18 protein-coding genes are annotated in these 21,335 nt (G+C 70.4%); 13 read left to right on the top strand and 5 right to left on the bottom strand.

The window, feature by feature from the left end:
• Positions 1-9: 9 nt before the first annotated feature.
• Genes HC028_RS00685 through HC028_RS00675 form a run of 3 tightly spaced genes read left to right on the top strand, consistent with a single transcriptional unit; the run spans position 10 to position 2,701 of the window.
• Positions 10-1,425 (top strand): YlbE family protein, encoded by a 1,416-nt coding sequence (locus HC028_RS00685; RefSeq protein WP_203981210.1) that lies wholly within the window; start codon positions 10-12, stop codon positions 1,423-1,425.
• A gap of 12 nt (positions 1,426-1,437) precedes the next feature.
• Positions 1,438-2,247, top strand: coding sequence for an oxamate carbamoyltransferase subunit AllH family protein (locus HC028_RS00680; RefSeq protein WP_168071747.1), 810 nt, complete (start codon positions 1,438-1,440; stop codon positions 2,245-2,247).
• A 49-nt stretch (positions 2,248-2,296) separates the two neighbouring features.
• Entirely contained in the window at positions 2,297-2,701 is a 405-nt protein-coding gene (locus HC028_RS00675) for an OsmC family protein (protein WP_168071746.1), read from the top strand.
• Between the two features lie 21 nt (positions 2,702-2,722).
• Here the strand turns inward: HC028_RS00675 and HC028_RS00670 are convergent, their stop codons facing one another.
• The gene (locus HC028_RS00670; protein ID WP_168071745.1) at positions 2,723-3,343 is read right to left on the bottom strand and encodes a helix-turn-helix domain-containing protein; all 621 of its coding nucleotides are present in this window, start codon (positions 3,341-3,343) and stop codon (positions 2,723-2,725) included.
• Between the two features lie 138 nt (positions 3,344-3,481).
• Here HC028_RS00670 and HC028_RS00665 point away from each other — a divergent pair, with 138 nt between their 5' ends.
• The 6 genes from HC028_RS00665 to HC028_RS00640 all read left to right on the top strand — a co-directional run bounded on the left by HC028_RS00665 (position 3,482) and on the right by HC028_RS00640 (position 7,366).
• Positions 3,482-4,828, top strand: coding sequence for an FAD-dependent oxidoreductase (locus tag HC028_RS00665; RefSeq protein WP_168071744.1), 1,347 nt, complete (start codon positions 3,482-3,484; stop codon positions 4,826-4,828).
• 1 nt (position 4,829) lies between these two features.
• Positions 4,830-5,081 (top strand): hypothetical protein, encoded by a 252-nt coding sequence (locus HC028_RS00660; protein WP_168071743.1) that lies wholly within the window; start codon positions 4,830-4,832, stop codon positions 5,079-5,081.
• A gap of 60 nt (positions 5,082-5,141) precedes the next feature.
• Positions 5,142-5,630 (top strand): MSMEG_0572/Sll0783 family nitrogen starvation response protein, encoded by a 489-nt coding sequence (locus tag HC028_RS00655; RefSeq protein ID WP_168071742.1) that lies wholly within the window; start codon positions 5,142-5,144, stop codon positions 5,628-5,630.
• A gap of 85 nt (positions 5,631-5,715) precedes the next feature.
• Positions 5,716-6,399, top strand: a complete 684-nt coding sequence (gene nthB, locus HC028_RS00650) for a nitrile hydratase subunit beta (RefSeq protein ID WP_203981211.1) — start codon at positions 5,716-5,718, stop codon at positions 6,397-6,399.
• Positions 6,396-6,971 (top strand): nitrile hydratase subunit alpha, encoded by a 576-nt coding sequence (gene nthA, locus HC028_RS00645; RefSeq protein WP_168071741.1) that lies wholly within the window; start codon positions 6,396-6,398, stop codon positions 6,969-6,971. The genes nthB and nthA overlap by 4 nt, the downstream gene beginning before the upstream one ends.
• A complete protein-coding gene (locus tag HC028_RS00640) occupies positions 6,968-7,366 on the top strand; it encodes a nitrile hydratase accessory protein (protein WP_168071740.1) in 399 nt (132 codons plus the stop codon). The genes nthA and HC028_RS00640 overlap by 4 nt, the downstream gene beginning before the upstream one ends.
• A gap of 17 nt (positions 7,367-7,383) precedes the next feature.
• On the opposite strand, the gene HC028_RS00635 is transcribed toward HC028_RS00640, so the two are convergent.
• Genes HC028_RS00635 through HC028_RS00625 form a run of 3 tightly spaced genes read right to left on the bottom strand, consistent with a single transcriptional unit; the run spans position 7,384 to position 11,029 of the window.
• A complete protein-coding gene (locus HC028_RS00635) occupies positions 7,384-8,538 on the bottom strand; it encodes an MSMEG_0565 family glycosyltransferase (protein WP_168071739.1) in 1,155 nt (384 codons plus the stop codon).
• Positions 8,535-10,070, bottom strand: coding sequence for a protein FdrA (locus HC028_RS00630; protein WP_168071738.1), 1,536 nt, complete (start codon positions 10,068-10,070; stop codon positions 8,535-8,537). The genes HC028_RS00635 and HC028_RS00630 overlap by 4 nt, the downstream gene beginning before the upstream one ends.
• Entirely contained in the window at positions 10,067-11,029 is a 963-nt protein-coding gene (locus HC028_RS00625; protein WP_168071737.1) for a carbamate kinase, read from the bottom strand. The genes HC028_RS00630 and HC028_RS00625 overlap by 4 nt, the downstream gene beginning before the upstream one ends.
• 127 nt (positions 11,030-11,156) lie before the next feature.
• Between HC028_RS00625 and HC028_RS00620 the strand changes: the two genes are divergently transcribed.
• From HC028_RS00620 to HC028_RS00610, 3 genes are all read left to right on the top strand, one after another.
• Positions 11,157-11,828 (top strand): hypothetical protein, encoded by a 672-nt coding sequence (locus HC028_RS00620; protein ID WP_168071736.1) that lies wholly within the window; start codon positions 11,157-11,159, stop codon positions 11,826-11,828.
• A gap of 74 nt (positions 11,829-11,902) precedes the next feature.
• Positions 11,903-13,063: an MSMEG_0568 family radical SAM protein gene (locus HC028_RS00615; protein ID WP_203981212.1), complete on the top strand. Its 1,161-nt coding sequence runs from the start codon at positions 11,903-11,905 to the stop codon at positions 13,061-13,063.
• Between the two features lie 8 nt (positions 13,064-13,071).
• On the top strand, positions 13,072-13,542 hold the full coding sequence (locus tag HC028_RS00610) for an MSMEG_0567/Sll0786 family nitrogen starvation N-acetyltransferase (RefSeq protein WP_168071735.1): 471 nt from the start codon (positions 13,072-13,074) through the stop codon (positions 13,540-13,542).
• 258 nt (positions 13,543-13,800) lie between these two features.
• Here the strand turns inward: HC028_RS00610 and HC028_RS26925 are convergent, their stop codons facing one another.
• Positions 13,801-13,956, bottom strand: a complete 156-nt coding sequence (locus tag HC028_RS26925) for a hypothetical protein (protein ID WP_203981213.1) — start codon at positions 13,954-13,956, stop codon at positions 13,801-13,803.
• A 549-nt stretch (positions 13,957-14,505) separates the two neighbouring features.
• Between HC028_RS26925 and HC028_RS00600 the strand changes: the two genes are divergently transcribed.
• Positions 14,506-21,330, top strand: a complete 6,825-nt coding sequence (locus HC028_RS00600; protein ID WP_239075381.1) for a type I polyketide synthase — start codon at positions 14,506-14,508, stop codon at positions 21,328-21,330.
• The last annotated feature ends 5 nt before the right edge of the window (positions 21,331-21,335 follow it).

Here is a 21,335-nt window from a genome sequence, read left to right as displayed (position 1 = left end):
GAGGCAAGCATGACCGTGACGAGCCCCCGTACCGATCTCCCCACCGACGCGCGCGTCGTCAACCTGGGCCTGCCGCTGTTCGCCGATGCGGTGGCGGCGCAGGGCGCGTCGGTGCTGCACGTCGACTGGCGACCGCCGGCCGACGGCGACCCGGCCGCCGTTCGCGCGCTGACGGATCTGTACGGACTTCGCTCGGCCGACATCGAGGCCGCGAACGCCGAGGTGCTGCGCCGGCTCGACGAGGGCGTGCCGTGCCTGGTCGACGTGCGGACCGCGGCGGACGTGGTGCCGGGCATGGGGGAGCGGATGCTGCTGCACCCCGGCCCGCCGATCGCGTGGACCGACGTCTGCGACCCGCTGAAGCGTTCCATGCGCGCGGCCGTGGTGGCCGAAGGGTGGGCGGCCGACGTCGCCGCGGCGGACGCCCTGCTGAGCTCCGGTGAGGTGACCCTCGGCTCGGCCAACGAGCACGCGACCGTCGTGCCGATGGCGACCGCGCTCGGGCCCAGCGCACCGGTGTACGTCGTCGAGAACGCCGCCGGCGGCACCCGCGCCTTCGCGCCGATCGGGCAGGGCCCGGGCGACGTGGCATGGTTCGGCCGCGACTCGGACGCCGCGATCGAGCGGCTGGTCTTCCTTCGTGAGGTCGCCGGCCCGCGGCTGGCCCGGATCGTGGCTCAGCTCGGCCCGATCGACGTCTTCGCGATCGCGGCGCAGGGCGTGCAGATGGGCGACGACGTCCACATGCGCACGCAGGCCTCGACGAACCTGCTGATCCGCAACATCCTGCCGGCGGTCGCGGCGCTCGGCGACGATCCGCAGACGGTGGCGTTCTGCGAGTACCTTTCGACCAACCACCTGTTCTTCCTGACCCTCGCGATGGCGGCGGCGAAGTCGCTCACCCTGTGGGCCGAGCAGGTCGAAGGCGCCAGCATCGTGACGACGATGTCCCGTAACGGCACGACGTACGGGGTGAAACTGGCCGGCCTGGACCGGTGGTTCGTCACCGACTCGCCACCGGTGGCGGACGCGTTGTTCTATGCCGGGTACGGCCCGGAGGACGCCGCCCCCGACATCGGCGACAGCGCCGTCCTCGAGCTGGTGGGGCTCGGCGGGCCGGCGGCCGCCGGGTCACCGGCCGTGGCGGCGTTCCTGGGCGGCTCGATGGCCGACGCCGCCCGCGCCACCGACGAGATGGTGCAGATCTGCGGCGCGGAGAGCAGCCGGTTCAAGCTACCGACGATGGACTTCCGGGGCACCCCGCTCGGTGTGGACGTGCGCAGGGTGGTCGAGACCGGTATCACGCCGAAGGTGAACACCGGCATCCTGCACGCCAGCGACGGAACCGGTCAGATCGGCGCTGGTGTCGCCACCGCCCCGGTCGCGGGATTCCGCGAGGCACTGATGGCGTTGCGCGAGAGCTGAGCACGAGAGCTGATGCGTCTGGTACGGGTCGGCGAGGGCGCGGCCGCGCTGCTCGCCGGCCGGGGGACAGGGCGCGTGGTCGCGGTGTTCCGCCGCGCCGTCTACCTGTCCGTCCCCGGTGGACTGTTCGCGCTCGTCGATACGGAGGTCGAACCGGGTCCGCTGCACGCCCATGTGACGGCGCTGCCGTCGGTGGTGGTCGGCGAGCAGGTGCGGGTCGACGGCGGCGACCTCTGGGTCGCCCAGGTGCGGGTGCCCGGGTCCCCCGTGGTCTGGCGCCCACGACCGCTTGCCGACCCTGCGGCCGTAACGGCCGCGCTGCGCCGCGTACTTGATCATGATCCCGTCCTCGACCTCGACGACGGCCCCGGCCCGGCCGGCGAAGTGACGCTGTCCGCGACGTTGCGCCGGCGTGGACTGGCCGCGGCAGTGGATGTCCTGGCCGGCCGGGGTAGCGGGCTGACGCCGGCCGGCGACGACGTGGTGGCTGGTCTGCTCCTCGTCGCGCGGGCAGCCGCCGGTTCGGCGCACGAGGCGCGGCTCGTGGCGCTCGCCCGGCAGGCGCCCACCCACGACATCTCCCGGGCGTTTCTGGAGTGGGCCGCTCGTGGCCGGTCGCTGGCGGCCCTGCACGACCTGGTCGCCGCCTGCGGCGACGGGGACCTCGGGGGAGCGCACCAGGCGCGCGCGCGACTGGCCCGGGCCGGGCACACCTCCGGGCTCGACCTCGCCTACGGTGTCCTCGTCGGCTCCGCGAACTGCGCCACGGCGCCCTGGCTCGGCGGGTCGGCGCCATCGGTACCGGTAGAAAGCCCCGTATAGTAGGTGTCTGTCCGCTATAGGAAACGCCACGGGAGCAACGGAGGTAAGCATGTCGACGCGTACCGTCAACGCAGAATGGCTGGGTGGCTACCAGGTCCGCGTCGACGCCGGCCGGTTCGACCTGCGCGTCGACGAGCCGGAGAGCGTAGGCGGCACCGATACCGGCCCGCAGCCGACGGACTACCTGCTCGCCTCCGTTGCGTCCTGCTTCGCGCTCGCGCTCGTCTACAGCGCCCGCAAACGCTCCGTGGAACTACCTTCGGCACAGGTCACCGTCACCGGAACCTATGACGGGCCGCGGTTTGCCGACATCGCCATCGAGGTGGTCACGGGACTGCCCGATGAGGACGCCGAGCGCCTCATCGCTTCGGCGGAGCGCGTCTGTTACGTCACCAATACCCTGCGCCGTCCGCCCACCATCACCGTCCATCACCGGGCGGGCCAGGCGTCATAGTCAGGCGAGCCGCGTCGGTCCTCAACTGCCGCGCAGCGCGATCCAGATCGCCCGAGCCGGCCGCTTGGCCTGGTTGCCCCACTGGTGCGGCACCTCGCCGCCGAAGTGCAGCGTGTCGCCCTCGCCCAGGGCGTAGGACTGGCCGCCGATATCGAAGGTGAGCACGCCTTCCACTACGTGGACGACCTCCTCGCCAGGGTGCTGCAGGAGCTTCTCGCCGCTGTTCGCGCCCGGGATCACCGTGGCCATCGCCGCGGCGGTCTCGAACTGGCGGTAGGAGCCGGTGATGCCGGCGAGAGAGAGGCCCTTGTGTGGCGTGTAGACCACCGGGCGCTGCTCCGCGGGCGTGTACTTGACGCGCTCGGGCGGCATCCCCTCCTCGGCCACGAAGTGGCTCACCTGGACCCCGAGCGCGGTGCCGAGCTTGAGCAGCGTGGTGATGGTGGGGACCATGCCGTTGCGTTCGATCTTGTGGATCGCCGCGGATGAGACATCGCTGATCGTGGCCAGCTGTTGCAGGGAGTACCCCCGTGCCCTGCGCAGTTCGTACAGTTTCGGCCCGATGAGGCTGACGATCTCCTCGACCTGGGTCGGGCGTGCTTCTTCGGCCTCGACCGGCGGCGAGACGTCATTGGCGGGCATGTCAGCTCCTCGTCGTGTCGACGTCCAAGAGTAACGCGCGTGGCTGTTGACATCGTGAAATCCCGTGCATCATAGTCAACGGGCAGTGTTCGATGATGAACGCGCACCCCACACTCTGCCCTACAGCAGGAGGATCCGTTGGCTCGTAAAGTGGTGATCGTCGGCGGTGGCGCTGCGGGGCTCGGGGCGGCGGGTGGCGCCAAGGCCGCCGATCCGGCCAACAAGGTGGTCGTCTATACCCAGTTCGAAGACGTCGCCTACAGCCCCTGCGGTATTCCGTACGTGCACGGCAAGGAGATCCCGGACTTTCAGGCGCTGTTCCTCGCCGACAAGCAGTCCTACGTGGACGCCGGGATCGATGTCCGGTACGAGACGACCGTCCGGTCCATCGACACGGCCGCGAAGAAGATCCGGGTGGAGGGCGAGGGTGAGGTTTCCTACGACTCCCTCGTCGTCGCCACCGGCTTCGACTACAAGGACCCCGGCGTGGCGGGAGCTGGCCTCGGTGGCCTCTACTATGTGAAAAACATCCGCGCGGCCATGGAGTGGGACAAGGTCCTCGATACGGTCAAGAAGGCCGTCATCGTCGAGGCCTCGGCGCTCGGCCTGGAGATGGTCACCGCGCTCGCCCACCGCGGCATCGAGACACATCTGATCGACCCGCACCCGTGGGCCCTCGGGGAGCTGTGCGACCCGGACATCGCCGCTCCGGTGCAGGAGTCCTGGGCTGAGATGGGTGTGACGATGCACTGGAACACCGAGCTCAAGGGCTTCCTCGACAACGGCAAGGGCCACGTCCGCGGCGTCGCGACCTCGAACGGGGAGATCGCGTGCGACCTGGTCGTGGTCGCCACGCACAAGGTGCCCAACAACGCTCTCGCCATGGCGGCCGGCGTCACGGCGGGCTCCACCGGAGGCGTCGTCATCGACGACCACATGCGCACCTCTGCGCGCGACGTGTGGGCGGCCGGCGACGTGTGCGAGATCCCGCACGGCCTGGGCGGTCTGCCGCTGCAGGGCCTCACCGGCAGCCACGCGTACGCGCAGGGCAAGGTGGCCGGCTTCAACGCCGGCGGCGGTGACCGTGCCTACCAGTCGGTCTACGTGCCGTGGGGGATGGTCGCGGGCAAGTGGATGATCGGTGGCGTCGCCCTCGGTGAGGTCGCGGCCGGCGCGCTCGGCATCCCGCACGTCGTCGGCAGGGCCACGGGTATCTCCCGCGCGCGCTACTACCCGGGGGTGAAACAGGTACGCGTCAAGCTCCTCGCCGAGCCCGGCACCCTGCGCCTGATCGGCGCGCAGATGGTCGGCGGCGAGGGCATCAAGGAGCGCGCCGACTTCCTCGGCGTCGCGGTCCGCAAGGGACTGACCCTGCACGACCTCGCGACGATGGAGAACGTCTATTCGCCGCCGATCGGCGCGCTCAACGAACCCATCGCCGTGGCCGCCCAGAATGGCGTGGCCGAGGCCCGCAAGGGGGCGTGAAATGGCGTCGTTCACGCGCTGGGTCAGGGAGAACGCGCAGCACTACCTGCTGCGCGACGCGCAGGCGCGGGTAGCGCGCGCCCACGGCATCACACCGCCGCCGATCCACGGCTCCGTTTTCTGGACCCGGGTCTTCGTCCCGGTCTACCGGCTGACGCCCTGGGCGATCCGCCGCAGGTTCATGGTTGCCATGCCCGGCAGCCACCGCAAGCACTGGTCGAAGCCCACCCCGCCGGCCGGCCCGGCGGTATAGCACAGGCGCGCAGACCAGCGACCCGAACAGACCACGTCGGTCACCCAACCAGGAGGGCACATGCCGAAGACCGTCAACACCGAACTGCCGGCCGAAGGTGAATACCTGTACAACACCGAAGAGAAGCTCTTCCCCGACATCAAGGCCAAGCCGGGGCAGAAGGCGTACGTCTTCATCCACACCGTCCCCTTCGAGGGCTCGGTAGCCCTGGTCAACCTGCTCACGTCGACCCGGCTGGTCCGGAAGGGTTTCGACGTCAGCATCGTTCTGTACGGCCCCGCCGTCCTGCTCGCCTCCGGTACCCGCGGCTACCCCACCGTCGGCAAGGAGGGATTCCCGGGCAACCTCGCCATTAACAACCAGATCAAGACCCTCATCAACGAGGGCGCGAAGATCTACGCCTGCCGCTTCGCCATGGGCGCGCTGTACGGGTTCCGCGAGGACGACCTGATCCCCGGCGTCATCCCGTTCAACCCGCTGGACGTGCTCGACATCGCGCTCACCTCCTGGCAGGAAGGCGCCTTCCAGCTCAACACCTGGACGGTCTGACCGCTCAGGACCCGTCGGGTGGGGAGTCCTCCCGGTTCCCCACCCGACGCCACCATCCCGTTCCCCTGGTGAAGAGGAGGGCACCGTGAGCAACGTCCAACCTGCGACCGGCATCCACGACATGGGCGGTACCGACGGCTGGGGCCGTGCCCCGGTTCCGGTGCCGAACGAGCCGGTCTTCGAGGATCGGTGGCAGGCTCGCGCCTTCGCGCTGGCGCTGCTCTCGATGCGCCTGTCGGGGACCAACCTCGACGCCTTCCGCCACGCGATGGACCGCCTCGACCGGGCGGACTACCTCGACGACGGCTACTACGGCCGCTGGCTGCACGGCGCGGAGAACCTGCTCTACGACAGCTCGATCATCGCCCCCGGCGCGGTCGAGGCACGGGCGACCAATCTGTCCGGTGGCCGGGTCGAGGAACCGCCAGCCCCCGAGCCGAACAAGCCCGACTATGCGCCCACCGCCGCGGGGTCGATCCGCTCGGTCGAGGCGCCGCAGAAGTACAAGGTGGGCGACCGGGTACGGGCAAAGACGGTCGAGCCCGCGGGGCACACCCGGCTGCCGCGCTACGTCATGGGCCACGAGGGGACCGTCGTCATCGTCGAGCCGGCACAGTTGCTGCCGGACACCCACGCCCACTTCCAGGGAGAGAACGCGCAGTGGGTGTACACCGTGCGCTTCGACTCCCACGAGCTCTTCGGCGCCGACGCCGAGCGGTTCGACCTCAACATCGACCTCTACGAGGACTACCTGGAGGAAGCGGCATGACCCGCGTACCCATCGCGCTGCGTACCGAGGCGCTCGAGCAGTTGCTCGTCGAGCGCGGCCTCGTCGACCCGAAGGTCATGGACGGCTTCATCAAGATGTACGAGACCGATGTCGGCCCCCTCAACGGCGCCAAGGTCGTCGCCAAGGCGTGGACGGACCCGGAGTACAAGGCGCGGCTGCTCGAAAACGGTACCGCCGCAGTCGCCGAGCTGGGCTTCAGGGGGCCGCAGGGCGAGCACATCGTCGTCGTGGAGAACACGCCGGACGTGCACAACGTCGTCGTCTGTACCCTCTGCTCCTGCTACCCCTGGCCGCTGCTCGGGCTGCCGCCGGCCTGGTACAAGGACCCGGCCTACCGGGCGCGGGTGGTGAAGGAGCCGCGCACGGTGCTGGCCGAGATGGGCCTTCAGCTCGCCGACGACGTGCAGATTCAGGTGTGGGACTCGAGCTCGGAGGTGCGCTACTTCGTGCTGCCCGAGCGTCCTGCCGGCACCGAGGGCTTCACCGAGGAGCAGCTGGCACCGCTCGTGACGCGGGACACCATGGCGGGCGTGGCCCGGGTGATGGCATGACCGCCGCGCTCACGGTCTCCCTCGACGTCGACGGCCCGGCCGCCCCGCCGCGCTCCAATGGTGAGCTGGTGTTCGCCGAGCCGTGGGAGAGCCGCGCCTTCGGCCTGGCGATGACCCTGAACGAGGCGGGCGCCTTCGAGTGGGAGGAGTTCCGCCAGCGCCTCATCGTCCGGATCGCCGACTGGGAAACGTCCCACGAACCGGGGGAGTGCTTCAGCTATTACCGCTGCTGGCTCGACGCCCTCGAGCAGGTCGTCGTGGCGCGGGAATTCGTCACCGCCGGTGCTGTGCAGGAGCGGGCCGCCGAACTCGCGGCCCGCCCCGCCGGCTGGGACCACGGCCACGACCATGGCGATCACGGCCACGGCCACGACCATGGCGATCACGACCACTAGCGCCGCGGTACGGCCGGTCAGATCGGCCGTACCGCCTGGTAGATCTCGGCGTGCCGGGCGGCCGACGCCGACCACGTGAACGACGGCAGTACCGTGTGGCCGCCCGCGACGAGGGTGGACCGCAGCCGCTCGTCGGTCATGACCCGCTCCAGCGCATCGGCGAGCGCCGTCGGCTCACCGACGGCGGGCAGCAGCGCGTCCCGGCCGTCGGTGAGGAATTCACGAAACACCGGCAGGTCGCTCGCCACCACCGGCAGGCCGGCGGCCAGGCCCTCCAGCGCGACGAGCCCGAAGCCTTCCTTCACTGAAGGAAACGCGAGCGCGTCGGCGCTGCGGTACCACGCGCCGAGCACATCCTCGGACACGGTGCCCACTCCGATGACGTCGGTGCCGAGCTCGAGCCCGAGATCGGGCAACATCGCGAGCGCCTCGCGCCGGTAGGCCTCATAGTCCTGGAACGAATGGCCGCCCAGCACCACCAGGACGGGGCGCAGGCCGCGATCGCGCAGCAGCCCGAGAGCCTCGAACAGCGTCTTGCTCCCCTTGCGGGGCTCGATGCCGCCGACCGAGATGAAGAGGAACCGGTCCTCGGCGCCGACCGACGCGCGCAGTTCGGCTCTGCGCTGCGCGGTCACCGGGGGGAACCGCGACGGGTCCACGCCGTTGCGCACGACGTCGGCGGTGACGCCGTACTCCTCACGAAGAATCCCCCGCCACTGCTCGCTGACGACGAGCAGGTGGTCGGGCTCGATGATCGCCTTGCGCTGGCAGTCGATGAGGGCCGGCGTCGTGAAGTCGTCCACGTGGTGGACGGTGCGCAGAACCGGCGGTCCGGCCTTCTCGTCACGGATCCGGGTCGCCGCCCGGGCCGAGATGCAGTCCTGGGAGTGGAAGAGGTCGAACTCGTCCACGACACCCGCCAGACCGGTGGCGATCGAGTCGACCGAGGCGAAGACCTTCTCCTCCAGCGAGTCGATCCCGGACGGGGCGGGGAAGAGGGTGAAGGGTACCTGCGTGTCCCGGAAGAACGCGCCGTCCTCGCCGCCGAGAGCGAAGATGTGGACGTCCACGCCGGCGGCGACCAGCGCCTCGGCGAGGGCGAGGGTGTGGACGACTCCGCCTCGAGGCTTGGTCGAGTAGGTGAGCAGGCCGACCCGGCCGCGGTAGCTCATAGGACGGCCGTCGCGGTCTGTGGCGTACGGGTGGCGATCGCCGCGGCGGTGAGCGCCGCGCGGGCTGCCGTCTCGGTGACGATGCAACCGGCGTCGACGAGCTTACGTACCTGGTCTTCGTAGCCCTGGGGGTCCTGGCCGGTGCCGAGCACGTACGCGACGACCTGCGGCCCGTCGGGACCGGAGATCTCGGCGCACACCGGCGCGAGCATGCCGGCCGGGTCCGGGTGGGAGCCGTGGCCCAGCACGACGTCGAGCAGCACCACGGCGACGTCGGGGTCCTGCCCGACCTCCCGGAGCATCTCGACGCGGGCCTCAGGGTCGATCATCGGGTGTGGACGTCCCTTCGTGTACTCCTCCTCGCCGAGGTCCAGGCAGACGCTGGCGTGCTCGGGCGCGGGAAGGCCGTAGCGCTTGTCGATCGGCGTATTGGACCACACCGGGCCGAGGGTACGTCCGAGCAGGACGAGCGCCTCGTAGCAGAGCGTTCCGCCGGAGTAGAGCCCGCGAACCGTCGTACGGGCGGGTGCCACCCGGGCGATGGCGTCTTCAACGCTCGGGCCCCGCAGCCGGGTCCGGTCCGGCGCCGCGATCCCCAGTACGTCGAGCGTCCTGACCACGCCACCCTCAAGGGTGTCCGACACGTAGACGCCCTCCGGCACGGTCGCGTCGGGGCTCAGGCCGATGAGCGAGGCCACGAGCGGGGTGTCGCCGGCCAGGGACAGCACCTTCTGCGCCACGGACTCCGCGGGTGGCTTGGAGACGAGCAGGATCACCTCGGTCGCCGGGTCGTCGCGCAGCGCCTCGAGAGCCAGGGCCGCCATCCGGCCGTCCACAGCCTCGGACAGGTCGCGGCCGCCCAACCCGACGACGTGCGAGACGCCGACGCCCCACCGGTCGAGCAGCGCCATCGCCTCCTGCGCTCCGGTACCCGCCGCGGCGATGACCCCAACCCGGCCCGGGTTTACGACGTTGGCGAAGCCCAGGCCCGTACCGGCGAGCATCGCCGTGCCGGCACCCGGGCCCATGACGAACCGGCCGCGGCGCGCGGCGTGCTCCTTGAGCGCGATCTCGTCGGAGACGGAGACGTTGTCGCTGAACAACAGGACGTCCAGGCCTCGCGCGAGGGCCTTGTGCGCTTCCAGGGCGGCGTAGTCGCCGGGCACGGAGACGACGGCTATCGTGCTCCCGGCCTGCTGGCGCAGCGCCTCGTCGAGCGAGCGTGGCTGCTGCACCGTGGCGCCCGATCCGCTCTCGCGCGCGGCGAACATCGCCTGTTCGCCGGACTTGAGCGCGGCTTCGACGGCGGCCTCGTCGACGCCGCGTACGGCGAGGAACAGGTCGCCGGCGGCGGCGCCCGCGATGTCATCCGCGGTGAAGCCCTGCTCCTGCAGGGTCTCGATGTTGGCTGCGGTGCCCATCGCGGCTGCCGCCCACTCCACCCCCTCCACCTGCCGCATCGCCCGGGTTCCGGCAAGCTGGAGGACGGAGTCGAGGTACGTGTCCTTGAACAGCCGCATCGCGGTCTTCATGCTGCTCCTTGACTAGCCAGGGTGCTGACGATTCGGGTACCGGCGGTGGAATGGCCGGCGAGTACGGACGGCGCGAGTTCGGGGCACGTGATGACGGCACATCCGCCACCGGCGTCAAGGAACTCCAGGCAGGCGCGTACCTTCGGCGCCATGCTGCCCTCAGGGAACTGCCCGTCCAGCAGGTGCTGGCGCATGTCGGCGGTGCTGGCGGTCGTGATGGCCCGCTGCCGGGGCGTACCGAAGTCGAGCATGACCGCGTCGACGCCGGTGACGAGGACGAGGGCGTGCGCGCCGATGTCCACGGCGAGCAGTGCGGCGGCGAGATCCTTGTCGATGACGGCTTCGACGCCCGCCAGGCGGCCGTTGTGGTCCGTGACCGGGATGCCGCCACCGCCGGCCGCGACGACGACGAAACCCTCATCGAGGAGGCGAGTGATCCCCCGGGCCTCGACGATCTCCACCGGTGCGGGGGAGGGCACCACCCGGCGGTACCCGCGCCCGGCATCCTCGACGACCTGCCAGCCCTTCGCCTGGGCCAATTCCTGCGCCGCCGCGGCGGAGAAGAACGGACCGATGGGCTTCGTGGGATGGTCGAAGGCCGGGTCGCGGGCGTCAACCCGCATGTGCGTCACCACGGCCACCACGTCGGGTGAGTCGTCGCCGCACACCTCACGGAGCGCGAGGCAGAAGAGGCTGCCGAGCATGCCCTGGGTCATCGAGCCGAGCGCGAACAGCGGCAGGCCCGGTACCAGAGGTTCACCAGCGTCCTGCTGGATCGCCAGGTTTCCCACCTGTGGGCCATTGCCATGGACCACGACGACGCGCCAGCCGGCCTGCCGGAGCCCATGGACCGCTGCCGCCATCGCGTGTGCGTTCGAGGCCATTTCTTCGTATGTACCGCTCTGGTGCTCGCGGGTGAATGCGTTTCCGCCGAGCGCGACGACCGCTGTCCTGAGCACAGGGGCTTCCTTCCGCGATGGGCGTATGACGCCCGCGCACTGTCGTCTAGGATGCGACTTGGAATGATCACGATAGTGAACGACCGCCGAGCTTGCCAAGGGTCCGGAAGTGTCATGTTGAGGTGCCATGTTTGAGTCGCTGCCACCGTCGGCCGCCGGGGACAACGTCGGTCCGGCCGGGATACCGGCCGAACACGCCGCGTTGGCCCGCCGACTGCGCGAGGCCGAGGACCGGCTCTTTCCCCTCGCGATGGTTGACGCGGACCGCTACCAGCGCGCGGTGCTCCTCGTAGGATTGCTCGCCCGACGACTTTCGGAGACCTGCGCGAGCCTCGATGAGCTCGCCGCCGGTGCGGACGGTCTGACCGGCTGGCTGGTCGCCGCCGCCGGTGCCGAGGGTGTTCCTCTCGACGGCCTCGACACCGCCCTCGTGGTCGAGGCCGCGATGTCACAGCGGCTGCGCGGCCTGCTTCAGGAGCAGGCCGATGAACTGCGACGACAGGCGGTCGAGCGGGCCCGTGCCGCGGGGCTGACCTGGGCTGTCATCGAGGAGCCGAGCCCTGCCGCCTGGCGTACGGGGTCCGCGCGGTGGGTGGAGGCGCACATCGAAACCGACGCCCTCATGGTCCGTTCAGTCGTTGCCGATCCGCGAACCGGTCTGCCGGCGTATCGGCTCGAGGTGTTCGGTGTCGCCGGTGACGATCCGTCCCAAGGAGTGCGCGTGGAGGAGTTCACCGACCGCGACGCGTGGTTGGCGGCGGCCGACGAAGTCCGGAGCAGTTTCGCATCGGAAAGTTGATGCTCTTACTACCTTGGTGGACGTCCATCTGGTATCACTAGTGCACACGGGGACGGATGTAGGAGGTTCATGAGGTGACAGCAACAGTGTTCGGCCCTAGCGCGGACGGCGGGACCATGGTGGACCGGCCGGCTCCGGCCGACATCAGCGAGCTGATCCTCGACCTCCAGGCGCGCGGTCTCCGGCTGGAGACGCAGATAGAGCGGCGCACCGGTGGAGCCGGCCCGACCGACTCCGGAATGCTGTGGGTCGAAGGCTTTCCGGTCACCGCGCCCACGGACAACGCGGTCGCCGCCGACTCGCCCTATGTCCTGCGTGGAGAAGACGACGGTTACGGCATCTACCGGGAGGGCGTACGCCTCGCGGGCGCGCGGGCTGAGCGTCGTCCGCGGTTCTACGACCTCAAGACCGCCGACGGCATCCCGTACGAGCAGATCGCTCTGCTCCACCTCGACTCGTTGGCCAGCACCGTGGTGCAGCACTGCACCTACTGGGGCAACGACGACCAGTGCACGTTCTGCGGAATCGGCCTCTCGCTCGAGTCCGGTCGCACTATCGCGCGCAAGACGCCGGAGCAGTTGGCTGAGGTGGCGGTCGCGGCGCGCGATCTCGACGGCGCCGTCGACGCCACGCTGACGACGGGAAGCACCCGCGGTGTCGACCGCGGTGCCCTGTATGTCGCCCGCTGCGGCCAGGCGATCAAGGAGGCCAGCGGGCTGCCTGTCGAGGTGCAGTTCGAGCCGCCGTACGACCTCGACGTGATCAACCAGGTCGGCGAGATGGGTATCGACTCGGTCGGCATCCACATCGAGACCTTCGACCCGGCGGTGCTGGCTCGCGTCGCTCCAGGCAAGGCCCGTACGGGTATCGACGGCTACTTCGCGGCCTGGGAGCGGGCCGTCGAGGTGTTCGGCGAGGGTCAGGTCTCCACCTACGTGATCCTCGGCATGGGGGAGGACCCCGAGGCGACGATCGAGGGGTGCAAGCGGGCTGTCGACATCGGGGTCTACCCGTTCGTCGTGCCGCTGCGCCCGGTAGCCGGCAGCCTCATGGCCGACTGGAAGCCGCCGACCCGCGCGTACACCCAGCCGATCTACAGCAAGGTGCTCGCGTACATGACCCAGCGGGGCATGGGCTCGACGACGGCGAAGGCCGGCTGCGCCCGGTGTCAGGCCTGCTCGGGCCTCTCGTCGATGGAGCCGCTCCTGCAGATCCGTCCCCGGCCGGTCGGCTGAAGTCCCGCATGCTTCAGGCCGAACGCGTCGCTGTCAACTGCCGCGCTGCCCGGACCCCCGACGAACTCGCGGCCCACCACGCGGTGCGGCGCCGCGTGTTCGTCGACGAGCAGCGCATCTTCGCCGACTCCGATCGGGACAGTAACGACGACAATCCGTCGACCGTCCACGCCGTCGGTCTCGTCGACGGCGCGATCGCCGGCACCGTGCGGCTCTTTCCGCTCGACGAAACCGCCACGCTCTGGCAGGGTGATCGGCTGGCCGTGCTGCCGGAGTATCGGACACACGGGCTGGGGGGCCCATTGGTGCGGTATGCGATGCGAACCGCTGGCGAGCGCGGCGGGCAGGTCATGGCCGCCCACATCCAGCTACCGAATGTGGCCTTCTTCGAGCGCCTCGGGTGGCGACGCGACGGTGACGTCGAGGTTTACGTCGGGCTACCACACGTGCCCATGTTGGTCGACCTGACCGAAAAATGACGATGCCCTAGTGTCCTGAGTCGTTAAATATGGGATGTTCGCGCAGCATCACGTCCCCTGTGGGAAAAAGGACTCGGTGGATCACTGCGTGGGCAAGAAATGGAAGTGGAACGCGGTGTGCGGCTCGTCCGCGCGCAGGTAACGCTCGAGGCGCTCCGGGTGGTCCCCCCATGCCTCGGCGATGAAGATCCGCGGCGGGTCGTACTCCTCGGCGAGGGCCCGTCACTCGCGGTAGATCTCGTGCACGCCGTCCCGGTCTCACTGCGGGTGGCCGTCGAGCGCGACCAGCGCGGCCGCGTCCCCGAGGTCAGCGAGACCGGGGGCCTTGATTAGCGAATACGCCACGTCGATACCGAAGCCGTCGACACCGCGGTCGAACCAGAATCGCAGCGTACGGGCGACGTCGGCGCGCACCTCGGGGTGATCGCAGTGTCAAGGGTCCCTGTTGGGTGCGGCGTCGTTGGGTGCGGCGTCGCGCCGTTTCTGGTGCGTGCGTAACGCAGGCCGGGCTGAGGCGGTGCTGCGCCGTTTTGCATTCAGCGTGCGCGGCATCACTGGGCTAAGTATGCTCCGGGTGGCCTGCCATCGCTGGCAATGTGGTTTCGAGGACCGCCCGGGACCGCTTCGGTGGCTGTGCGCGACGTTATCAAGCTGCCACGCAGCGACGATCCCGCGATTCACGTGCAAAGACTACAAGTCCGATAGGGCTAGCCATAGATGGTCATTGAATGGCCGGGGAAATGATGGCTGTCTTGGTTCAAGAATTTATTTGATTTCAATATATACCTCATTTTGTTCGCCGGCAGGTCTGTCTGCGGGTGAGCTGGCCGCTGCCCACGAAACAGGAGCCCGATGAGCACCGCACCAATCATCAATAAGTCAGTTATCGCCATCGTCGGCGGACCCGGTATGGAGCCAAGCCCCCTCTCTCTTATCGCCGCACATAATGGTGGAGCGCTGGCGGTGATCGATCTTGTTGACGGTGATCAGCTGGCGCTGGAAATTCTCGAACGGGTCGTCGCTGAAACGACGGGAAGCATCGGGGTGCGGCTGGGGCCGGGCTGTGCGGCCAGCCTCGACGACATCCGCCGCCGCGCCGGCGGCCGGGTGGATCTCGTCGTGACCGGTCCGGACGGACCTTGGCCGGTGGCCCGACTCGCTGCGCACTATCGCGTGGTCGCCGAGGTCACCAGCCTTATCGAGGCAAACGAGGCCATCGCGGCCGGCGCCGCCGGACTCATCGCCCGCGGCATGGAGTCCGGCGGGCGGGTCGGCGACCTCAGTTCGTTCGTCCTGTTGCAGCAGCTCGTGGCCGACGACGCGGTCACGGTGCCGATCTGGGTCGCCGGCGGCATCGGAGCGCGGACAGCCGCGGCCTGCGTCGTGGGCGGTGCGGCCGGTGTGGTGCTCGATACCCAACTCACGCTGATGCCCGAGTCGGACCTGCCGGACCACGTCATAGCCGCGATCCGCCGGATGGACGGCACCGAGGCGGTCCTCGACGGACAGGTCCGTGGCATCCGTCTCGGCCGCCAGCACGGCGAGGTCGACCAGGTCCTGCCGGTCGGGCAGGACGGCTGGCTGGCGGCCGTTTTCGCGCAGCGCTGGCCCGACACCGCCGCGGCTGTCCGGGGCATCCGCAAGGTCATCACCGGGGCCATCGCGGACTCCACCGCTGGTGCCCTGTTCGCGCCGGGCGCGCCGCTGGCGGTAAGTCTCGGCACCCGCCTTCCGGTGGCCCAGGGACCGATGACCCGAGTCAGCGACGAGGGCGGGTTCGCCGCAGCCGTGGCAGCCGAGGGCGGCCTGCCATTCATCGCGCTCGGCGTGGCCGACGCTGAGCAGTCGCGTCGCATGCTACGCCGGGCCGCCGAAACGCTGAGCGAGCACCGGTGGGGCGTCGGGGTCCTCGGGTTCGTCCCGGAAGAGCTGCGTGCGGCGCAGATCGCCGCGATTCTCGAGACCCGGCCGAGCTACGCCATCATCGCCGGTGGCCGGCCGGCGCAGGCGAAGGCCCTCGAAGCCGAGGGCATCGGCGCCTTTCTGCACGTACCGTCGCCCGGCCTGCTGCGTCAGTTCCTGGGTGCGGGCGCCCGGAGGTTCGTCTTCGAAGGTGCGGAGTGCGGCGGCCACATCGGTCCGCGGGCCAGTTTCCCATTGTGGGAGGCGCAGCTCGCGGTGATCGAGGAGTTTCTGGTCGAGGCTCCGGCCGAGGCGCCGGACCGGCTGGAGGTGTTCTTCGCCGGCGGCATCCACGACGCCCGGTCCGTAGCGATGGTTGCCGCGATGGCGGCGCCACTGGCCGCTCGGGGGGTGCGGTTCGGGGTCCTGATGGGCACCGCCTACCTCTTCACGGCGGAAGCGGTCGAGCACGGCGCGATCCAGCCGTTGTTCCAGCGGCTGGCCATCAGCGCCAGCCGTACCGCGCTGTTGCAGACCGCGCCGGGACACGTGACCCGGTGCCTGCAGAGTCCGTTCGTCGACGACTTCCATGACCTCCGGTCCAGGCTGGAGCACGCCGGGGTGCAGCACCGCGAGATCTGGGAGCGGTTGGAACTGCTCAACGTCGGGCGCCTGCGGATCGCGAGCAAGGGGCGCCGCCGCGATGCGGACACGCTGGTCAGCGTCGATGAGGCTGCCCAAGAGGCCGAGGGGCTCTTCATGGCCGGCCAGGTGGCTGTGCTGCGGGACAGGACCACGACGGTCGCCGCGCTGCATGCGGAGGTCACCAGCGGGGCGGAGGCGTTCCACGCCGCGCGGATCGCGGAGCTGCGGGCTGCCGATGGCACGAACGTCGCCGCGGTCGGGGAGCAGCCCAAGCCGATGGACATCGCCATCATCGGCATGGCCTGCGTGCTGCCCGGCGCACCCGATCTGGCCAGCTACTGGCGGTCAATCCTGGCGGCATCGGACGCCATCACCGAAGTGCCGGCGGACCGCTGGGACGTCGACACGTACTACGCCCCCGAGGTCGGGCCGGGGCAGGCCGGCCGGATCAGCGTCTCCAAGTGGGGCGGTTTCCTCGATCCAGTCCCCTTCGACGCGATCCGGTACGGCATTCCACCGTCCGCACTTGCCAGCATCGACCCGGCCCAGTTGCTCGCGCTGGAGGTCTCGCACCGCGCTCTCGTCGACGCCGGGTACCGCTACGACGACCCAGGGGCCGACCACGAGCGCACCGGTGTGGTCTTCGGCGCCGAGGCCGGCAGCGACATGGGGTACGCACAGACTCTGCGTACCCTGCTCCCCGCCTACCTGGGCGAGATACCGCAGGCGCTGGCCGAGCAGCTTCCCGTGGTGACCGAGGACTCGTTCCCGGGGATCCTGGCCAACGTGATCGCCGGCCGCGTCGCCAACCGGCTCGACCTCGGCGGGCCCAACTTCACCGTCGACGCAGCCTGCGCGTCGTCGCTGGCCGCGCTTGACGCCGCCTGCAGGGAACTGGAGGCCGGCGGCAGCGACCTGATGCTCTGCGGGGGAGCGGATCTGCACAACGGCATCAACGACTACCTGATGTTCACCTCGGCGCATGCCCTGTCGCCGACCGGGCGGTGCCGCACCTTCGACAGCACGGGCGACGGCATCGCACTGGGTGAGGGTGTCGCGTGCGTGGTGCTCAAGCGGTTGGCGGACGCGGAGCGCGACGGCGACCGGATCTACGCGGTCGTCAAGGGAGTCGGCGCCGCCAGCGACGGCCGGGCGTTGGGCTTGACCGCGCCGCGCGCCGAGGGACAGCGGCGGGCGCTGGAACGCGCGTACCGCCGTGCCGGTATCTCCCCCAGGGAGGTGGGCCTGATCGAGGCGCACGGCACCGGAACGGTCGTGGGGGACCGGACCGAGTTGCAGACGCTCACGAACATGTTCCGCGAGGCCGGTGCCGAGCCCGGGAGCTGTGCGCTCGGCTCGGTGAAGTCGCAGATCGGCCATACCAAGTGCGCCGCGGGCCTGGCCGGCGTGATCAAGGTGGCGATGGCGGTCTACACCGGGGTCAAGCCACCCACCATCAATCTCAGCCGGCCGAACCCGGCCTGGAGCCCGGAGCACAGCCCGTTCGCCTTTCACGCCGCAGCCAGTCCGTGGGCCGCGCCGGCCAGCGAGCGGATCGCCGGCGTGAGCGCCTTCGGGTTCGGCGGGACCAACTACCACGCCGTGCTTTGCGCGCATCCCGCGACACCGACGCCGCGCCACTCCGCACCGGCGTGGCCGGTCGAACTCTTCTGCTTCCGGGGCACGGACTCGGCCGCCGCGCACCGGGCGGTGCGCAAGCTCGCCGAAGAGCTCGAAACGGCAGCCCGGACATTTGAGCCGGTCCGTCTGCGCGACCTCGCTGCCGCCACGGCGGCGCAGTCGGATCCGCGCCTGGGGCCGATCCGGGTCGCCGTGGTGGCCCGCGATCTGGCCGAACTGCGGACATTGCTGGATCGGGCGCTCGAAGGCGTTCACGACCCGGCGAGAGGGCTGGTCCAGCCGCCGGACGGTGCCACCGACACTGCCGGCAAGGTCGCGTTCGTCTTCCCGGGTCAGGGTAGTCAGCGCGTCGGCGCACTGGCCGAGCTGTTCGTCGCCTTTCCCGAGCTGCGACGCTTTCTCGATCTCGGACGGCGGTGGGCCGGGTTGCTCTTCCCGGCGACGGCGTTCGACCCGGAGACCGAACGTCGGCAGCAGGACCGCCTCCGTGACACCCGGGTCGCCCAACCGGTCCTCGGCATCGGTGGGCTCGGCGTCCACCATCTGCTGCGTCGCTTGGGAGTACGGCCCGACATGGCTGGCGGTCACAGCTACGGCGAACTGGTCGCGCTCAGTGTCGCCGGTGCATTCGACTCGGCCACCCTCCTGGAGCTCAGCGCCGAGCGGGCCGACGCGATCCTCGCCTCCGTGGGCGATGACCCGGGCACGATGGCCGCCGTCACGGGCACCGCGGATCAGGTGCGTGGCGTGCTGCGCGACAGCGGACTCGCCGATGACGTGGTCGTGGCCAACCACAACGCGCCGAACCAGGTGGTGATCTCCGGACCGACGCAGGCGGTGGACTCGGCGAGTGCTGGTCTGAGGAGCGCCGGCCTGGCCGCTCGTCCGCTCTCCGTCGCCTGCGCGTTCCACAGCCCGATGGTGGCCGGCGGGACGGACCGGTTCGCCCGGACGCTCGCCGGTGTACCGGTCTCACCACCCCGGATCCCGGTCTGGTCCAACCGGACGGCCTCGCCCTATCCCGACGAGCCCGACCGGATACGCGCCGAGCTGGCCGAGCAGATCACCTCGCCGGTCCGCTTCTGCGACCAGATCGAGGCGATGTACGCCGACGGTGCCCGGGTGTTCGTGGAGGTCGGTCCGGGCCGGGTGCTCACCGGGCTGGTCGGGGCGGTGCTTGGTGACCGTCCACATCTTGCGGTCTCGTGCGACGGCCGGCCCGGCGATGGGTTGCGTGCGCTGCTCATCGCTGTGGCCCAGTTGGCGTGTGCCGGAGTACCGGTACAGACCGGGTGGCTGTTCCGTGGGCGCGGCACGACCGACGCCGGCGCCACCGCGGCCGCCGACCGTCCGATCTGGATGGTCAACGGGCAGTTGGTCCGCGATCTGAATGGAGACACTCTCGCGGGTGGTATGACCCCGCCCCGACGTGTGGAGGAGTTGCTGATGACCATGGTGAACAGGTCCCCAGACACAGCCCGCGACAGCCGGGACGAACTGCTTGCCGAGTTCCTCCGGGCCAGCCGGGAGATGATCGCGTCCCAGCGTGATGTGCTCCTGGCGTACCTCGGCGGCGGCCCGGGCGGTCGGCTGGTCTGGGAGTCGACCGGAGGGCCCGCGCCGGTGCCTGCGCTGATCCCGTCGCAGAGCTTCGGCCAACAGCCGGGCGGATCCGCGCCCGCCCTGGTGGGCGCACCGGCAGTTGCCTCGACCGCTGCGGTCCGGCCGGAGGTGGTGCAGGCCGCGCGGATCGAGCCGGAGCCGCCGGCTACCGCCGCAGCGACGCCGGTGCTGCCGGACTTCAAAGGTGCCGTGCTGGCCGTGATCAGTGAGCGTACCGGGTATCCGGTCGACATGATCGACTTGGATCTGGATCTTGAGGCGGATCTGAGCATCGACTCGATCAAACGGGCCGAGGTGGCCGGTGAGGTCGCGACTCGGTTGCGGCTGTCGGCGGACGGGGATCCGGAGGAGTTGGCGGACCTGGTCAAGGCGCGGACCGTGCGGGCCATGGTGCAGTGGCTGGACGAGCGGGTCACCGCCGCGGCCGGGTCACCGCCGGCGCTCGAACCCGCCGAACCGATGCACCCGGCACCGGCGGAGGCGGCGCCGCAGCCGTCGGGCGCCCGGCCCGCAGGCGTGGCACCGCGCCGGCTGGTGGCCGTCGAGTCCCCGGTCGAGGAGGTCGAACGCCAGCCGGCCAGCACCCTGGCCGGTGCCCGCTTCCTCGTCACCGGGAGCACACCGGTCGTACCCCACCTGGCGGCGCTGCTGGCCGAGCACGGGGCGGCAGTCCTGACCGGTGTCGTGGACGGCGCCACCGGGGACCCGGCGGGCGGCGTGGACGGCCTCATCATGCTCGACGGCCTGGCCCATGGACCCGTGCCGATGCTGCCGCGGGCGTTCCCGTTCATCCAGCGCGTGCTGGCGGCCGATCCGCGATGGCTGCTGGCCGCCGCCACCGAGCCTGCCTCCCCGCGCGTGGACGGCCTTCCCGGCCTGTTTCGCACGATCTCTCAGGAGTACCGGCAGACCATGGCCCGCTTCGTCGGTGTCAACCGCGAGCTGCCGCCGGAGCAACAGGCGCGGCAGCTCCTCGACGAGCTGCTGTCGCCAGGCTCGGCCGCGGTGGTCAGCCACCGGCCCGAGGGCCGGTTCGTCGCTGACCTCGTCCCCTCCGGCCTCGGCACGCTAGCCAGTGGCGGGGCCGGACCGGCCGGCGAGGGGGTCGCGGAGGCGCAGGCCATCGGTCTGGACCAGGACTCGGTGGTCGTCCTGATCGGCGGTGCGCGCGGGATCACCACCTGGTTCGCCCGAGCCCTCGCCACCGCGAGCAAGTGCCGCATCGAGCTGATCGGCCGGACCCCGCTCCCGGAGGACGCCGAGGACGCCGGGGACGCCGACCTTGCCGCCGCGCTCGACGCGACCGCGCTGCGCGCCGCGCTCGCCCGCCGCGGTATGCGGTCACCGGCCGACATCGAACGGGCCGCCCAGACGGTCCTCGCCCGCCGCGAGGTTGCCGCCACCCTGGCGGAGCTGACGGAACTGGGCAGCTCGGTGCGCTACCACACGCTGGACGCCCGGGACTCGGTGGCGACCCGCCAGCTACTGGAGAAGCTCCACGAGGAGCACCAGCGAATCGACGGTCTGGTGTACGCGGCCGGGGTGATCGAGGACAAGCTGTTGGCGGACAAGGACCCGGAGTCCTTCGCCAGGGTGTTCGATACCAAGGTCAACGGCGCCCGCGTGGTGCTCGACGTGCTCGCCGAGCGCGCCGCCGCGCCCAGCTTCGTGGTGCTGTTCGGCAGCATCGCCGCGGCCTACGGCAGCCGGGGCCAGGGCGACTATGCGGCTGCCAACGACGCGCTGGACAGCATGGGCGCCAGGTGGTCGGCGGCGACCGGGCACCGGTGCCTGACCGTCCACTGGGGACCATGGGCGCCCGCGGCCGGCCACGGCGGGATGGTGACGCCCGAGCTGAGCGCGGAGTTCGCGCGGCGCGGGATCGAGCTGATCGATCCGGAGGAGGGCGCGATGAGTCTGTTGCGGGAGCTCGCCTGGGGCGATGCCTCGGTCACCTCGGTCTGTTACACCGCGTGACGGCC

It is taken from the genome of Planosporangium flavigriseum (genome assembly GCF_011947225.1).
GTDB classification, from domain to species: Bacteria; Actinomycetota; Actinomycetes; order Mycobacteriales; family Micromonosporaceae; genus Planosporangium; species Planosporangium flavigriseum.
Note: the sequence above shows the minus strand (reverse complement) of the source record. Positions and strands in the feature narration are given on the sequence as shown.

Coding starts and splice junctions, on each gene's coding strand:
- HC028_RS00685 (WP_203981210.1), top strand. CDS start 10: ATGACCGTGACGAGCCCCCGTACCGATCTCCCCACCGACGCGCGCGTC.
- HC028_RS00680 (WP_168071747.1), top strand. CDS start 1,438: ATGCGTCTGGTACGGGTCGGCGAGGGCGCGGCCGCGCTGCTCGCCGGC.
- HC028_RS00675 (WP_168071746.1), top strand. CDS start 2,297: ATGTCGACGCGTACCGTCAACGCAGAATGGCTGGGTGGCTACCAGGTC.
- HC028_RS00670 (WP_168071745.1), bottom strand. CDS start 3,343: ATGCCCGCCAATGACGTCTCGCCGCCGGTCGAGGCCGAAGAAGCACGC.
- HC028_RS00660 (WP_168071743.1), top strand. CDS start 4,830: ATGGCGTCGTTCACGCGCTGGGTCAGGGAGAACGCGCAGCACTACCTG.
- HC028_RS00655 (WP_168071742.1), top strand. CDS start 5,142: ATGCCGAAGACCGTCAACACCGAACTGCCGGCCGAAGGTGAATACCTG.
- nthA (WP_168071741.1), top strand. CDS start 6,396: ATGACCCGCGTACCCATCGCGCTGCGTACCGAGGCGCTCGAGCAGTTG.
- HC028_RS00640 (WP_168071740.1), top strand. CDS start 6,968: ATGACCGCCGCGCTCACGGTCTCCCTCGACGTCGACGGCCCGGCCGCC.
- HC028_RS00635 (WP_168071739.1), bottom strand. CDS start 8,538: ATGAGCTACCGCGGCCGGGTCGGCCTGCTCACCTACTCGACCAAGCCT.
- HC028_RS00630 (WP_168071738.1), bottom strand. CDS start 10,070: ATGAAGACCGCGATGCGGCTGTTCAAGGACACGTACCTCGACTCCGTC.
- HC028_RS00620 (WP_168071736.1), top strand. CDS start 11,157: ATGTTTGAGTCGCTGCCACCGTCGGCCGCCGGGGACAACGTCGGTCCG.
- HC028_RS00610 (WP_168071735.1), top strand. CDS start 13,072: ATGCTTCAGGCCGAACGCGTCGCTGTCAACTGCCGCGCTGCCCGGACC.